12 protein-coding genes and 1 pseudogene are annotated in these 16,479 nt (G+C 37.6%); 7 read left to right on the top strand and 6 right to left on the bottom strand.

The window, feature by feature from the left end; all coding sequences use genetic code 11:
- Window positions 1–216: 216 nt before the first annotated feature.
- Together C9J42_RS07035 and C9J42_RS07030 are read left to right on the top strand one after the other, a co-directional pair.
- Complete coding sequence (locus C9J42_RS07035; RefSeq protein WP_107301831.1) at window positions 217–1,065, top strand: hypothetical protein; 849 nt, start codon at window positions 217–219, stop codon at window positions 1,063–1,065.
- Window positions 1,066–1,117: 52 nt separating this feature from the next.
- Window positions 1,118–1,627, top strand: coding sequence for a beta/gamma crystallin-related protein (locus C9J42_RS07030; RefSeq protein ID WP_107301830.1), 510 nt, complete (start codon window positions 1,118–1,120; stop codon window positions 1,625–1,627).
- 60 nt (window positions 1,628–1,687) lie between these two features.
- Here the strand turns inward: C9J42_RS07030 and C9J42_RS07025 are convergent, their stop codons facing one another.
- Together C9J42_RS07025 and C9J42_RS07020 are read right to left on the bottom strand one after the other, a co-directional pair.
- Window positions 1,688–2,089, bottom strand: coding sequence for a hypothetical protein (locus C9J42_RS07025; protein WP_107301829.1), 402 nt, complete (start codon window positions 2,087–2,089; stop codon window positions 1,688–1,690).
- Window positions 2,090–2,105: 16 nt separating this feature from the next.
- Complete coding sequence (locus tag C9J42_RS07020; RefSeq protein ID WP_107301828.1) at window positions 2,106–4,706, bottom strand: choice-of-anchor L domain-containing protein; 2,601 nt, start codon at window positions 4,704–4,706, stop codon at window positions 2,106–2,108.
- Between the two features lie 187 nt (window positions 4,707–4,893).
- Between C9J42_RS07020 and C9J42_RS07015 the strand changes: the two genes are divergently transcribed.
- Window positions 4,894–6,357 (top strand): YdiU family protein, encoded by a 1,464-nt coding sequence (locus tag C9J42_RS07015; protein WP_107301827.1) that lies wholly within the window; start codon window positions 4,894–4,896, stop codon window positions 6,355–6,357.
- A 76-nt stretch (window positions 6,358–6,433) separates the two neighbouring features.
- Here the strand turns inward: C9J42_RS07015 and gpmA are convergent, their stop codons facing one another.
- The 3 genes from gpmA to C9J42_RS07000 form a co-directional block, all read right to left on the bottom strand.
- Complete coding sequence (gene gpmA, locus C9J42_RS07010) at window positions 6,434–7,126, bottom strand: 2,3-diphosphoglycerate-dependent phosphoglycerate mutase (protein ID WP_107246573.1); 693 nt, start codon at window positions 7,124–7,126, stop codon at window positions 6,434–6,436.
- A 404-nt stretch (window positions 7,127–7,530) separates the two neighbouring features.
- On the bottom strand, window positions 7,531–8,718 hold the full coding sequence (gene metC, locus C9J42_RS07005; RefSeq protein ID WP_107208482.1) for a cystathionine beta-lyase: 1,188 nt from the start codon (window positions 8,716–8,718) through the stop codon (window positions 7,531–7,533).
- Between the two features lie 115 nt (window positions 8,719–8,833).
- The gene (locus C9J42_RS07000; RefSeq protein ID WP_107291297.1) at window positions 8,834–10,732 is read right to left on the bottom strand and encodes an LTA synthase family protein; all 1,899 of its coding nucleotides are present in this window, start codon (window positions 10,730–10,732) and stop codon (window positions 8,834–8,836) included.
- A 266-nt stretch (window positions 10,733–10,998) separates the two neighbouring features.
- On the opposite strand from C9J42_RS07000, the gene C9J42_RS06995 reads away from it, so the two are divergent.
- The 3 genes from C9J42_RS06995 (at window position 10,999) to C9J42_RS06985 (ending at window position 14,770) form a co-directional block, all read left to right on the top strand.
- Window positions 10,999–12,615 carry a phosphoethanolamine transferase gene (locus tag C9J42_RS06995; RefSeq protein WP_107208484.1) on the top strand — a complete coding sequence of 539 codons (1,617 nt, stop codon included), beginning with the start codon at window positions 10,999–11,001 and terminating at the stop codon, window positions 12,613–12,615.
- 77 nt (window positions 12,616–12,692) lie between these two features.
- A complete protein-coding gene (locus C9J42_RS06990) occupies window positions 12,693–13,364 on the top strand; it encodes a response regulator transcription factor (protein WP_107287433.1) in 672 nt (223 codons plus the stop codon).
- A gap of 2 nt (window positions 13,365–13,366) precedes the next feature.
- On the top strand, window positions 13,367–14,770 hold the full coding sequence (locus tag C9J42_RS06985) for a HAMP domain-containing sensor histidine kinase (RefSeq protein ID WP_107301826.1): 1,404 nt from the start codon (window positions 13,367–13,369) through the stop codon (window positions 14,768–14,770).
- Between the two features lie 243 nt (window positions 14,771–15,013).
- Here C9J42_RS06985 and C9J42_RS06980 read toward each other — a convergent pair whose 3' ends face one another.
- Window positions 15,014–15,553, bottom strand: a complete 540-nt coding sequence (locus C9J42_RS06980; RefSeq protein WP_107301825.1) for a DUF2628 domain-containing protein — start codon at window positions 15,551–15,553, stop codon at window positions 15,014–15,016.
- A 208-nt stretch (window positions 15,554–15,761) separates the two neighbouring features.
- On the opposite strand from C9J42_RS06980, the pseudogene C9J42_RS06975 reads away from it, so the two are divergent.
- Window positions 15,762–16,027, top strand: a pseudogene (locus tag C9J42_RS06975) (site-specific integrase); the annotation flags it as partial.
- Window positions 16,028–16,479: the final 452 nt, after the last annotated feature.

Below are 16,479 nucleotides of genomic sequence, written 5' to 3'. Positions count from 1 at the left end.
TTATATTCACAATATAAAAATTCAAAAACTAATTTTTAGTTAATAATATCAATAAGTAAAATAATAATATTGCAGAAAAACAGTTTAACAATTTTCTAATTAAGAATTGAATGATATTTCTTTTCAATTAACGCTCATCAACGTATATTTAGCTCAAATTTTTTCCATTATTTCGACATAATCATGTCAAGCTAACAAAGCATAAAGGAGCATGCAATGCGTCTACCAATGACGTCTTTACTTATCATTGATCCTCAATATGACTTTTATGATGTTCCCGTTAATGAACAATTCACATTAGGTTCAGCATCTCAGAAGATTACTATTTCGCCAGCACTTCCCGTTCCTGGTGCATGGGAAGACGCTAACAAACTTGCTGCATTTATTACAAAGCAACAAAAGAATATTAATCAGATTATTGTGACACTGGATAGCCATCATGAATACGATATTGCTCATGCGCCCTATTGGAAAAATGAAGCAGGCGAACACCCAGCCCCATTTACTCTAATTAGCCATCAAGACATTGTAGATGGTATCTGGCAGCCTACTGATCCAACGCTTTTAAATCATGTCCTTAATTACACCCAATCATTAGAGCAAACGGGAAAATATAACCTTCTTATCTGGCCGACTCATTGTGTGATTGGCTCTGTTGGACATGATATCGTTAAACCTATTCAGGCTGCTATTCATGCTTGGGAGCAGCAAGCGAATACACAACATATCAGTATTGCTAAAGGCGAGAACCCACATACAGAGCATTACGGTGGTTGCGAAGCTGAATATCCGTTAGAAGATGATAAAAAGACCCAATTTGATCCTCAACTAGTCGAGCTCGTTAAGCAAAATGATCAGGTTTATATTTCAGGCCAAGCTCTTTCCCACTGTGTTGCCAGTACGGTTGAACAAATAGTCGAAAAGCTCACAAACGAAGAGATCAAAAAGCTAACAATTTTAATCGATACCACCAGCCCTGTTGCTGGATTTGAACAACAAGCAAAAGATTTTATGAATAGAATGTCATCTATTGGTGTGAATTTTGTAACCTCATCGAATTTATAAGACTATTATTGGTCTGGTAAGTATATGATTTTTTTAATATTTAAGGTGAAAAATGAAAAAATTACTGTGTTTATCTCTTATGATTGGTTTTGTTTCTCCTGCGTTTGCAGCCAAACATAATAATGATGAAATTTATGTCTGCACCCTTTCTCCGTTTACCGACATGTTTGCAGATGCAGCTAGAACTGAAGATGCAGCCCGCTATAAAGTTTCACAGCGTTGCTTAAAATCGCAAAGTGATATGTTTTGCCGAGCACAAGAAGCTAATTGCTTTACAACTTCGCTATCAGCAAATAATGACCACAACTCGAATAAATCAGTGAAGCTATTTAGTAAAAAGAATCAAAAAGGCCATTCCATTGATATCAGTCGCGATCAACCTAACTTTTTCGACACTGATTTTAACGACAAAATGGTGTCATTTAAGATCCCTTCTGGCTGGAAAGTTCGCTTTTACGAAGATATTAACTATCAAGGCAAATCTTATACTTACAATGGTGGCAAAGATAATGCCGATGGTTTTGAGCACGCTATCAGCTCAATGAAGATTTTGAAAAAGTAATATTAATAAAAATATAAGCCCTATAATCATTGGTTTATTACTAGTGACTATTATGGGGCTTTATTCACATAATTGACGAAACACCTCCGGATATTTAAATACGTTAACGGTGTCATTAACATTAACGAAAATCCAGTCACTGCCTTTTATTAATGGGATATACCATTTTGCATCATTTTTAATAATGACTAATGCAGGCAATGTTTTTATCTTCATAATAAAAGCATCACTTTCTTGATACATAGCCTTTAATGGCAGCAACTCTCTTCTTTCAATTTGTAGATAGAATTGAGCAATCATTTTATCTACTGCTTCTAAATCACAACCATTATTATCTTTATGTTGATATAAGACTTTACCTAAATCTTTTGATTGATAAACCACATCGGATTTAACATTACAACCATAAGTCAGCATCAATAAAAATAATAATGGTGCGCACGAAGAAAACATTTTCAGCATATGCGCACCTCTCTAATTATTTAACTTCTATGTTATCAATCAATATCGCACTATCGTATGCTGTATCACCTTTATCGATCGCCTCTATTGTTAGCTTCACGCGTTTGTTGGCCAAAGCAGAGACATCTAACTGCTCTTTTATCCAAGGGGTGTTATACACACCTCCTTGATCAAACGATACATCAGACTCCACCAGTACTTCTTGATTCTCGCAAAGTTTATTAACACTGGTTTCAAACGATGCGCAATTTGTTGTGCCTTCCTCGCACACGTTTAAAGTAAATGAATCATCAAAACCGGTACCACAATATTCTAAAAATTCCTCTGAATAGAACTTCCAGTCAAAATTTAATGTTGTTACGTTTTTATCTAAACAAGCAGATTGTTCGATACTACCTAGCTCATTGGTATAGCCTAATCCCGTTGATACAACACCAACAAATTGACCATCTAACGGTTTAGTTCCACCAAGATTTGTAATAATACGACCATCACCCTTTTTCGCCCAAGCATTCAATTCGCCTTGTTCAAAACTGAGATTATCAAATGAGCCACTAGATAGTTTTAAATCTTCTTCGCCTCTCATACGTATAAATGCTTCATCACTGCTGTTATCACTTATACCATGTTTATTAACAGCAACATCAAAGGCTTCCTTCAATGTCGAATCATTTTCAAGCATGTCACTAATAATGGCATTCGTCGTATCTTGAGCATAAGAAGAAAGGACATAGTCATCATAACCAATCACCGCCCCTGCACCTTTTGATAAAAACACATTGGCAAGTGAATTATTGTAAACAGACCGACACGCTGACAGTACGACTAAGCTCTTAGGCATAGTGGAAAGATAATGATCAAAGAACGAAGGAAGAATAATCAACGCGCCACCAGCACCAATGGCTAGGCGCTTCATATAAAGATCGCTTTCATAACCTTCAAGGTTATAAGTGCCATCCTCATTTTTAGGTAAAACTATGCCTGTATATAAACCAGAAACCGATAAATACCCTTTTAAGAAGTGACTTGGCCCCCACTTCTCATCCCAGATTTTAAATAATCCATTGAAATAGTTATTACCGTGGGTAGAAAAATGAATATATCCAAAAGTAGTAAAGTCTTTAAAGCTATCAAGCGAAACACCCACAGTTTCGTTATTCACAAACTCACTATCAGGGAATAATTTACATGATTGACTATCTTTAATCGTTTTCCAAACACCATAGTAATCATCCGCTGTGAAGAAGTTACTAAACTCAGACACATCAGGATTATTAATATACGGGCTGATCATCACGGCTTTAGAGCTTTGAATCCGGTTTGCCGGCGCTACTGATGAGTAGGTTGTGGCCTGTTTTTTAAATACATCATCATAATAACGCGTTTCACGTGCCGCTTTCACAACAGGTGTTGGCGCAACAGTCCCACTACGAGCCGCTGACTTTGAATTTTCAACGAGAGGGTTATGAAGCCCTAAAATACCATCTTCATTTACCCACCAAATACCACCTTCATAGGTATACCCAGCAGCACCTACATCCTTATGGGTGTTAAGTTGATCAACCACCGCCTTGGCTGAAGCATGAACATCTTTTCCTTTATCTAATTCTGAGGTTAACCATGTTTCAACACTGTCAGCAATATCAACAGACTTAGTGACTTGATCTGAGGTGTATTTTTCAGCTACCCAAATACAGGCAGGCTCTGATTGGTATACATTCTTTTCGCTATCAGATACTTGTGCTTGATAACAAAATTTACCTTTCTTAGTTGGATTAAAAGAGAAAGAGGTCGCATAAATACCATCATCATCGATTCCATCAGCACCTTCATCAAAACTAATGCTACCGCCAGAGCCGATCAAGTTAACTTCAGGATTCTTATTATTTGATGTACCAATATTAGCGTAAATCGTTACTGCATCTTCATTTAACACAAAAGAGCGCTGGCTTAATGTTAACGGCGTAGTGAAATCCATCGCTGGGTGATAGTTAATCGTAGAAACAATCTCAACCTGCGCTTCATCAGCGGTTAACGCCATTACGGTGATTTGATTTTTACCTTTTACCAAATCAATTGTTGCTGACCACATTTCATCGACTTCAGCATTCACAGAAAGCTTGGTGGTACCGTTAGTCACTAAGATCTGTTTAATATCATGATCAGAAACAACATTTCCTTTTAAAGTCACCTTTGCTTCATTGGTTACTTTCTTGATATCACCTAAGCCAACAAAAGAAAGAGATAAGGATTTTTCCGCTGGTTTTGCATATACACTGATGTCATCAGTTGCTGTGTCACCGTCGTTATCAGTGACCGTAACGGTAAAATTAAACACTTCATTGTCTTGAATATCAGGAACAGTAAACGTAGCGCTATTGTTTACTTTTATCAGTTCGACTTTTGTTGCATCTGCGTCTGATTGCGTCCAAGAAACATCCACAATTGTCCCGTTTGGATCAATATTGTTAGATGAAATCACCACACTTTTATTAGCATAGGTATAAATATCATCACCAGCTTTAGCTTGTGGTGTTGACTCACCACTTCCACCGCCACCACAACCCAATAGCGCTAAGGCGGTGCTGGCAAAAAGTATGTTCCTTGTTAAGTTCATTGTATTCCCTTCAATAACAAACCAATAGAAATGAACAAAGGATCATATTGCTAAGCTAAATACTATTCTATTAAGCGATACCCCTACTCGATACACTTCATGATTAGAAATGTAATGGATGTAAGTACTTAACTATAATATATGGTTAGATCTATAATCCTTGTTAAACCCACCGAATACCTTTGTTATGAAATCATTACAACAGCTTGTTTTTAATAATACTTACAGCCAACTCCCTTCACTTTTCGGCACTTTCGTTAGTCCGCAACCGCTGAGTAACCCTTACTTAATCAGTGTGAATCCACACATTGCGAAATTATTAGAACTCGATATAAACGCCATTCAATCTGATGATTTTATTAATATATTCAGTGGTAACGACACCTTAGCTGGATTTGATCCCATAGCAATGAAATACACTGGCCACCAATTCGGGCAATACAACCCCGATCTGGGTGATGGTCGGGGTTTATTATTGGGGGAAGTACAAACAAGTCATGGTAAAAAGTGGGATATTCACTTAAAAGGCTCCGGACTTACACCTTATTCGCGTATGGGCGATGGCCGTGCCGTTATTCGTTCAAGCATTCGAGAATATTTAGCCAGCGCCGCGATGGCAGGCCTTGGTATTCCGACCTCACATGCACTCGCGGTTATTGGTAGTGATACTCATGTGTACCGTGAAAAACAAGAATTTGGCGCAACCCTGCTCCGAATATCAGAAAGCCACATCCGATTTGGCCATTTTGAATATCTGTTTTATACCCAACAACACGATCAATTACGTTTATTAGCAGATTACGTTATTCAACATCATTTCCCTGAGTGCCAACAAGTCGAAAAACCATACGCCGCCCTGTTTGAGCAAGTTTGTGAAAATACAGCTAAAATGATCGCCCATTGGCAAGCAGTAGGCTTTGCTCATGGCGTTATGAATACCGACAACATGTCGATTTTAGGCTTAACGTTTGATTATGGCCCTTATGGTTTTCTGGACGATTATAATCCGGGTTATATTTGTAATCATTCTGATTATTCTGGTCGTTATGCCTTCAATCAACAGCCATCCATTGGGTTATGGAACTTATCAGCACTCGGTTACGCCTTAGCACCTATCATTGATAAATCAGACATAGAACATGCATTAGAAATTTATCAGCACCAACTACAAGTGCATTACAGCAAACTGATGCGTCAAAAATTAGGCTTATTCGATAACCAAGAACAAGACACTGAGTTATTTCAGCAGTTATTTAATTTACTCAAACAACAATCGATCGATTACACCCAGTTCTTCCGCACGCTTTCGACGCTTTCCCAAGACGAACTCGATAACACCAGTTCTCATTTTTCATCTCTCACTGAAAATACAACCGCAATCGATGAATGGTTAGCTGATTACAAAAAACGTATTTCAAATATCGATGATCAACAACGTTTAGCATTAATGCTTAACAGCAACCCGAAATATATTCTTCGTAACTATTTGGCACAGCTTGCTATCGATGCTGCCGAGCAAGGAAATTTCACATTTATAGAGAATCTATTAACCGTTTTACATGATCCTTTTGATGAGCATCCTAACTTTGAAGATCTTGCCGATCTTCCTCCTAAATGGGGTAAAGAGTTAGAAATTAGTTGCTCTTCTTAAGTCATTCTCTCGTTTTATTAATAAAAAAATGCCCTATTCAATAGGGCATTTTTCTCAATATTTCATTTAATACGCATTACAAATAATAGCTCTGTACAGGTTTCATTTGCTCGTTAAATTCATAAACTAATGGTGCACCTGTTGGTATTTCTAATTCTGTAATTTTGTCATCAGGGATATTATCTAAATATTTAATCAAAGCACGTAAGCTGTTACCGTGAGCGGCAATTAAAATATCAGAGCCAGGTTTAACATTAGGGACAATATTTTCATTCCAGAATGGTATTACCCTATCATAAGTATCTTTCAACGATTCACCATGTGGAAGTTGGCTATGTTGTAGTTCTTGGTAACGTCTATCATTACCTGGGTAAAAGGAGCTATCTTCACTTACTTGTGGTGGCTCAATATCATAACTACGACGCCAAATGTGTACTTGTTCGTCGCCAAACTCCTCTGCGGTTTCTGCTTTATTCAATCCTTGAAGATCACCATAATGACGTTCATTCAATTGCCAGTCGTGCTCAACAGGGATCCATAAAGAATCAAGCTGTTCTAATGCTAAGTTAGATGTTTTGATCGCACGATCAAGCATTGAGGTATAGCAAAAATTAAAGTTGAAACCATTCTCTTTCAATTTAATACCTGCGTTACGCGCTTCGTTTTCGCCTAATTCAGAAAGAGAGACATTCGCCCAGCCAGTAAAACGGTTTTCTTTGTTCCAAACACTTTGACCATGACGAAGTAAAACAATACGTGTATTTTTCATAACAGCCCCTTGAAACTCAACATCATGAGTTAAGTAGATTCGTCTTTTTAATCGCTGTCATTTCCATATGGCATTTAACAATTACTTTCTAATTGATAATCATTATCATCTTTAGTTGTAGATTAAATCCATTCCTCATCGATTACAATACTGACTATAAAGAAAAGTTATTAAATAAAAGTGCTACATACCGTCATTATGTGTATCTATCGCGTCATTATAGAGTTTGAGCAGAGTAACAATAGACATTAACCAGTTGATAAAATTAGTTATTTTAACTTTATGGGGATGATTGAAAAACTCATTCGTAAAGTATTATTTACATGAATAATAAAAAATCGCTTCTTCAAATGCCATAACAGATGAAAAAAGCGATTTATTTTGTAGGATATATTTAAGGTTAATTAAGCGATGCGGCTAAAGCCATTGGCTAAATCTTCAATGAGATCGTCGCAATCTTCTAAACCAATATGAACACGAATAAGCGTGCCCTCAAAATCTACTTTGCCCACAGGACGAATACGATTTAACTCTTCAGGTTGGCTTGCCAAAATAAGAGATTCATAACCGCCCCAAGAGTACGCCATACTAAAATGCTCAAAGTTATCTAAGAAATTAGCAACTTCTTCACTCGATAACCGTTTATTAAGCACAAATGAAAACAAACCACAGCTTCCAGAAAAATCACGCACAAAGAATTCATGGCCTTTACAGCTTGGTAGTGCTGGATGATTAACGGTTGCAACTTCTGGACGCTTTGCCAGCCATTCTGCTACTTTGATACTGCTTTCATGATGTTGTTTTAAACGAACGCCCATAGTGCGCAATCCGCGAGCAGCCACATACGCGGTATCAGCATCAACCATTTGCCCCATTAAATAAGAACGTTCACGTAGTTGATCCCAGCAACGTTCATTACTAACTGCCGTCCCTATCATCGCATCAGAGTGGCCAACAATGTATTTCGTACCAGCTTGAACAGAGATATCAACACCGTGCTCGAGCGCTTTAAATAGCACCCCTGCCGCCCATGTGTTATCCATAATAATCACAGCATCAGGGTTAACAGCACGCACAGCTTTCACAATTGCTGGAATATCTTGCACTTCCATTGTGATAGAGCTTGGTGATTCTAAGAAAACAACCTTGGTATTTGGCTGTACAAGTTCAGCAATCCCCTCACCAATCAAGGGATCATAATAAGTAGTACTAACCCCTAATCCTTTAAGGACAATATTACAAAACTCTTGGGTAGGCTCATAGGCGGCACCTGTCATCAATACATGATCGCCAGAAGCAACAAACGCTAAAATACTGTTAGATACCGCAGCCGCACCGCATGGATATAAATAACAACCAGCACCGCCTTCTAATTCCACCATCGCATCTTGAAGCGCAAAGTGGGTTAACGTGCCACGACGTCCGTAAAACAACTCGCCTTTCGCACGGTTCTTAATAGCATGTTTTTTATCTGCAACCGTATCGAAAACTAATGATGAAGCACGTTGAATAACACTGTTCACCGCACCGTGAGTGTATTTTTTCTTTCTTCCTGCACTCACTAATGCAGTATCAATTTTCTTACTAGACATAACTTCGTGATTCCCTTACTCGTCTATCTATTCTGTTTCTTGTATAACATGAATAAACACAACAAACTAGCAAGTTATCATAAGTATCAAGCACTAAACTGATGAACAATTATCCTTAAAGTTTGGTGTTTACTTTACGGTATTGTTGCGTTTTTCCCTCAAACAACAACTGCTGTGAAATAGCATTAAAATAACTTCCCTCGGCAAAAAGAGATTCGCTCCAAGCTTGCTCAGAACACTCTAATCGTCTTTTAGTCACAACATCATTATCAATATCAAAACAAGAATGTAGCTCACCAGTCGCACTATCTATCGCAACACCATGATTTTTGGTTAGCCAAAAGAAATTCGTGCCATACGAAAAGCTTGAGCGACCATCATAGCTATCATCAAATAGCGAGTTGCCAGTAAACCATGGAACATAACCACCAAGCCAATCAATAATCGTGGGTGCAATATCTCTCTGAGATGAGGTGATCGACCTCTTTTCATTAGGGATAGATTGATCACTCGCATAGATGAGAAGTGGAATAGAATTTTTAACTAATCCTCCAGTTATCGTTTTTGCCGTGTGATCTGAGAGCAAAATAACGATGGTCGGCTTATCGAGTTGAGCAAGCTTCGAATCCAATTTAGGAATAAAACGTTTCAGTGCATCATCAGCGAACTTCATCACACTTCTACGCTCGTTAATGATGTTTTCGCGACCAAAAACATATTCAACATTATCCGGTAAAAAAGAACCGTGAGTGGTCCCTGTATTGATGGTCATAAGAAAGGGTTTACCCGTTTGGCTGAATTTATCGATTTGGTTTAAAGAAAAACGATAGATATCATCATCCATAAATCCCCATTCATTGTGCACCGCTTTGAATGGGTAATCATACTTACCGTACGACTCCTCAAACCCTAACGTTTGTGCAAAAGCCCCAACCGCCCCTCTTCCACTTCCCTGAATAAAGGCTGTTTGCCAACCTCGCTCAGCTAAAATATGTGGTAAACACGAATAAGAAGCATTTTGTAATTGGCTATTTGCCATAAAGCCGTTTATAGGATTTGGGTAAGAACAAAATGTAGAAAACGTCCCTTGTACTGTTCGATAAGCATCGGCATAGGTTGAGTACGTCGAAAAAGAACGTGCTCTAAGTTGATCAAAAAATGGGGTGGCATTCACAACACCCGAGTAACTTTGCATATCAAAAGCCAACCAACTCTCAAGCAGAACAACAATGACATTGGCCGATTTAAGTGATTGAAGCTGGGCAGGAGAAGCTGTTTCTTGTGTATGTTCAAAAAACTTAACTTGCTGTGACGTTGGATTTTTAGTGATTTTTTCTATGGGCGCAAGATCGCCTTTAGAGAGATAGTAACCAATGCTATAGGGAGCATTCCAAGCAATGAAGGCTTTATCTAAGTCACCAATAGTATAAACACTCATCGGACTCTGAGGTGAGTCTTTCCAGCCTCCGCGAACAATGATTAGTGTAGTAACTAACCACAAAAATATAAACAGACTATTAAAATACCAGTTTGCTTGCTTTCTATTGGATAATGGCAAATATTTCCAAATGAAAAACAGTGATACTAATAAACATGCAATACCAAGCGCGACAGTTCCAAAGTAACCTTTAAACGCAGTCTGAATAAGTGACACTTCCATCCCTTGCGTATTAAACAGTTCAAATGTGACATGTTTACTGGCTTCTTTGGCATAAATGGCATCAGAAAAGGTAGTAATAACAACCCAACAAATCGCAATGCAGAGTAAGAATCGAGTTAATTGATTGGTTGCTCGTTTAAATAAACTAGCAATGATTAAGCTAAGGAAAATGGGGATAGTCAGTAAAACAGCAGCGCTAGCATCAAAGTAAATACCAAAAAGTAAAGCATCGATGCCATCTTGCGAACTAAGTTCGATGGGAAGTTCAACAAAACTTAATAAAGCGAGCAACTTAGTAATAAAGATCGCTGCGATTAAAAAGGCAAAAGATATAATGGTATTTATTGCAAGCACAGCTATTCCTTGCTAATGAATGATTCCTTTTAGAGAAGCAAGAAAATGCATCTATGTCCAATTTATTCGCAGTATTGATTTAGATTAACCATATCATTTTCTTCATTTCTAACATCTGTTGAAAGTTAATTCAGTATTGATAGTCAATTTTGTTGAATAAGGGGTGAGCATGTTTGAAAATAATAGTGATTTTAATCCAAATATTAAGTAAGCCTTAAGTTATAAAATGGATGATATGGCTATTCGCTAATTCATAAGAGCTCGTAATGCGTCAAATTTTCCAAATTAAGATGACAAGCTTCATCGTGGTGATGTCAGCATACTTCACCCTATGCTTTAACTATCCGATCCTCGCTAAGATTTTCGATTTAAGCCATTCAGTGTCTAATGTCTTTTTTCCATATACTGCACCGATTGTATTAATGGCGGCATTTCTGATTATCTTCACAGTGTTATGTTGGCCATACCTGTTTAAGCCAGTAATGATTTTCTTAACCATTACTTCATCGATGGCACTCTATGCAGAAGTGAATTACCACACCTTATTTAATAATGCCGTAATTGAAAGTATTTTCGAAACACGTTCAGATGAAGCGCTGTCTTATGTCAATGCCCATTCTATTATCTACGTCATCGTATTTGGTATTGTGCCAAGTATTTGGATTGCAATGGTAAAAATCACCAAGCGAGAGTCTTTTATTAAAGATATCGTTGCTCGTGTCGCGTTAATCGGTATCGCTTGTACAGCGATTTTGCTCGTCGGATTAACGACATTTAAAAGCTATGCTTCTGTGGGTCGAAATAACCATTTTTTAAACCGTATGATCATTCCAGGTCATGTATATGCGGGTGGTAAGTACCTCTATAAGAAGTTTATTTACAAACCACTACCATTTAAACAACAAGGGTTAGACGCAAAACTAAGCCCAAGTAAAAACCATAAACCTACTTTATTTGTGATGATCTTAGGTGAAACCGCACGTACCTATAACTATGCTTATAACGGTTATAAACGTGACACCAATCCATACACCAAAAATGAAGGCATAATATCGTTCAAAAACGTTGAATCTTGCGGTACCTATACTGCCCTTTCCGTGCCTTGTATGTTCTCGAATTTAACACGAGCACATTACAACCAAGATCGTGCATATTCTCAAGATAATGCCGTTGATATTATCCATCGCGCAGGGGCGAAAGTATTGTGGCTTGATAACGATGGCGGATCAAAAGGCGTAGCAGATCGCGTTAACTATCAAGCGATCGATCCTTCACAGCATAATCAATTCTGTAATGGTACCAGTTGCTACGACAGTGTAATGCTAGATAAAGCACAAAGCTTTATTGATAAAGGCGATACAAATAAATTTTTGGTACTGCACTTAATCGGTAGTCACGGACCGACTTATTTCAAACGCTACCCTAAAGCGTTCGATAAATTTAAGCCATCATGTAATCGCAGCGACATTGAAAATTGTACTGACGAAGAAATTAGGAACGTGTACGACAATACTATTCTGTACACCGACTATGTGACAGAACAAGTGATCAAAATGCTAAAAGCCAAAGAAGATAAATATAATGTTGCTTTGTTATATATGTCAGATCATGGTGAATCTTTAGGTGAGAACGGTTTCTATCTTCATGGTGCGCCCTTCTCTATTGCGCCTAAAGAGCAAAAACACGTGCCTTGGTTACTATGGTTGCCAAAGCAATACGCACAAGCGAAAGGGTTAAATAAAGCGTGTTTAGAGAAAAAAGAAAACCAAGCAGGACTATCACAGGATAATTTATTCCCTAGCCTATTGAGCTTATACGGTGTGAAATCAAAAGTGATAAATCCTAAGCTAGACATTACTGCAAGCTGTCGAGTAAAAGCATAACTATTCAATGATCCCATTGACTTAATGTATACTTGTAAGACATTACAGGTATACATTTTTATTTGAGCTCTCATTCCATGAAAATACTGATTATCGAAGATTCCTCGGCATTACGTCGTAGTTTAGCTGTGGGGTTTAATAATTTAGGCTTTTCCACTGATGAAGCAGAAAATGGTAATGAAGGGCTCACTTTAGCATTAGACAATGATTACGATATTATTATTTTAGATCTCATGCTCCCTGGCATTGACGGTATGACAATTTTAAATAAACTGCGTCAAACAGGCATTGAAACTCGTATTATTATTCTTTCAGCCAAAACACAAAGCCAAGATCGTATTGATGGCTTAATGCAAGGTGCTGATGATTATGTCACTAAACCTTTTTCATTTGATGAACTCCATGCTCGTGTGGTTGCAATTTCCCGTCGTTGCCAACCTGTAAGCATTACCAATACCATTGAAATTGATGGCTTTCTGTTAGATCTTAATAACAAAACGTTATTCTATGGTAACAACGATTTAGAACTCACACCGAATGAATTTAAGATCATCGATTATCTCTTCACTCACCGAGGTCAAATCCTGACCGCTAGTATGATCAGCGATAATATTACTAATAACTTCGACTATATTTCGAAAAATACCATTGAAGTACATATCTCTACCATGCGTAAAAAAGCGAAAAATATTGAGGCTGTATTGCCAATAAAAAATAAACGCGGTTTTGGGTATTACGTAGAGAGTTAAACATGACAAATCCTCGATCAATTAAAAAGAATTTAATTAACGCGATCAGCGCCGTATTTGGCTTCTTTATTATTATTGTTTTTACTTTCGTCGATTTCAGTGTGGATAATTGGGTTCAAGAACAATTTGAATTAGAGATCCAACAAAAAGCCGGACAGTTTAAAACCATCACCAATATCCAAGATTTTGCACAAACGATTAAAAGCGATAAAGATTATGCCTATTATCAGATCTGGAAAAATGATGATGTCATTTATCGTTCTACATCGCTCAATGATTACCCCAACATCAATTTACTGCACAAGAAGTTACCACTAAATAGCTATCAAATTGTCGATGTCACTTTACCAAACCATGAGATAGGTAAGGCATTTCTATACTCTTATCTCGCAAAACCTAAAGATAAAAAACCAACCCCTATTTATTTAACCATTTATGCATCAACGACAGGACTTGATAAGGTTACGGGGATTCTCGATATTTTACTGGTTGGTAGCTTTTTACTCTCGATGATCATTATGCGTGTCGTCGCTAAAATCATTGTGACTAAAGGGCTTGATCCTCTCGTAAACTTAAACGATCAAATAAAACTGTTTAACGAAAATAAACAGCAACGACACAATCACACCTTTGCGTTTAAAGAAAATGCATCCTCTTATATTGAGATTGATTTGATCCGTAAAGAGCTTAATAACTTCCTCGAAACTAACCGTAAAATGGTCGATAACGAAAAACGGATCACCTCTGATATCGCCCACGAAATCAAAACCCCTATTGCAGAACTCATCACCCTAACCGAAGTGCATCAACGCTTTCCCGATGATGAACGTTTAGCGAAAACTTTTACCTCGGACATTCTCCAAATATCGAACCGAATGAAAGTGATAGTAGAAAACCTATTATTACTACAACGCACGTCTCATTCGCTTTCTATTTATAAACAGCCGATTGAAATCACAACCTTATCAAATACCGTGATTCACGATTTAAACTTTAAATATGACGATATTAAACAACGTGTCGTTTTAAATAACACACTTCAGTACCCAGTTCTCGCTGATGAGTTTTGTTTAAAAACCATCATCACCAACTTATTAGATAATGCACTGTTTTACAGCGAGCCTAATACCGCTATTAATATTACGATTAATGATGATACTCAGGGTGTGGTATTCACTATCACCAACCCATCCTCTATTAATTACTCACAGCAGGAAGTCGATAAACTGGTGCAACCGTTATTTCAACATGACGATTCACGTTCTAATAACAATCGCTATGGTTTGGGGTTATCTATCGTTGATAACATCTGCAAAATTAACGATTACGAGTTATCAATAAACCAGTTAGCCAATGGGGAGTTTCAGGTATTAGTAAGGATACCGAAAAAGAATTGCAGCGAATAAAGCTAACCAATGGGATAAAAAAAGCAGCAATTAGGATTCTTTATTGCTGCCTTATTAAAGATAATAGAATTATAAATCAAAGCTTTAAAAATATTTAGTCACACAAAGGATAACGCTCGACTTCTTTTGGGCATCCCCCTTCATGATATTTCCAATATTTACTTATATAAGGTGGCTTGGGCTTGTCCAACCCTTCGGATAGGTGTCGTCTGCGCGACACATATCATTATTTGTTATAGGAGATTACACCAAACCAAGTTTTGGTAATGACGTTATAAACCCATTCAGAGCTATAAAGATAAGAACATTTCCAATACTTGTTCCACCGTCACTACGTAATGCTTCTCCAAAGTGTATTTCAGGTATTCGAGAGTTTATATAGCTTTCTACCTGCTTTCGTGCATGATTAAAATAAGCACTATTAGCGTAGAATCCTGTAAAAATCATCATAGTGAAAATTCCCGCTGTAACCGCGAATATAGCGACAATCGGTTCGAACTGATATGTTCTGATAGATATCAAACCAGCAGCAAGAATTAGACTTTCAACAATAAAGAGGATTAACCCAAGCTTGTTCAATTTTCTAAAGAAACACCACCTGTACGTAAGTAAAAAAGCTGAAAAATTAAACCCAGCAGAACCTTTCCCTTCTTCGATTTTACTCTTCCACTGCTGAGGGTAATAATCACTCCAGGTAAAAGCCTTATAAGCTTCAATAGATGCCTCTTTAGAAATAACGAGTCTTTCTCTTTCTTTTACAACTTCCATTCCTGTTGGAATCATCTTTCCTCCTAAAACGTCAGCTTTAGGGGCTAAAAACGCACTACTCGTACGAAACAACCACCTTAAACACCACAATTTAAAAAGACTAAAAATTGATCCAGTACTATCAGTCCCTTTCAGCCCTTGTTGAACGAAGCTGCTGCGCGGCAAAGTGAAAAACCATAAGCTCAACTACGGTAAATACACCTTTCCAAAATGAGTATTTATCATGAACAAAGCGCAGCAACATCGTCCAGATTATCTTTATGAACAACATCTTACCCATCTCACCTTGCAAGGTAAACGTCCCGCTACTATTGATGCTTATAGTCGTGCACTACGTCACATCACACATCAACTGGATAAATCGGCAACAATTTAACTACCGACGATTTGAAGCGGTATTTTACACAACTGATCAAAACACATTCATGGAGTACCGTGAAAATTGATCGCAATGACTTACAACTTTTCTTTAGGCATGTGCTTCAACGTTATTAGAGATGGATATTGCAGTATATATTACCGAAAGGATTTCGTCGGGTACGTGATTATGGTTTGCTGCGGGGTCATAGTAAGAAACAGCTTAAAGCGATCCAATTTATGTTCATGTTAGCCGGGCAACTGATGTTGTCCTCACCGAATAATACGGCACCTATAAAAGCCCAACCCTTTTGCCCCTACTGCCAACATGTCATGCAATTAACGGGAATATTTCGACACAAATAACCGACGTTCAATAATAAGGATAATGGCTTGCACGCTTCAGAATTAAAGAGGATTTTATTATAAATCAGTGTATTAAAATTACTGGTTTACACCAAGGATAACGCTCGACTTCTTTTTGGCATCACCCTTCATGATATTTCCAATATTTACTTATATAAGGTGACTTGGGCTTGTCCAACACTTCGGATAGGTGTCGGCTTCGCGACACATATCCTTAT

This window comes from Photobacterium sp. GB-56 (assembly GCF_003026105.1).
GTDB lineage: Bacteria > Pseudomonadota > Gammaproteobacteria > Enterobacterales > Vibrionaceae > Photobacterium.
This window is presented reverse-complemented; position numbering and strand designations above follow the sequence as displayed.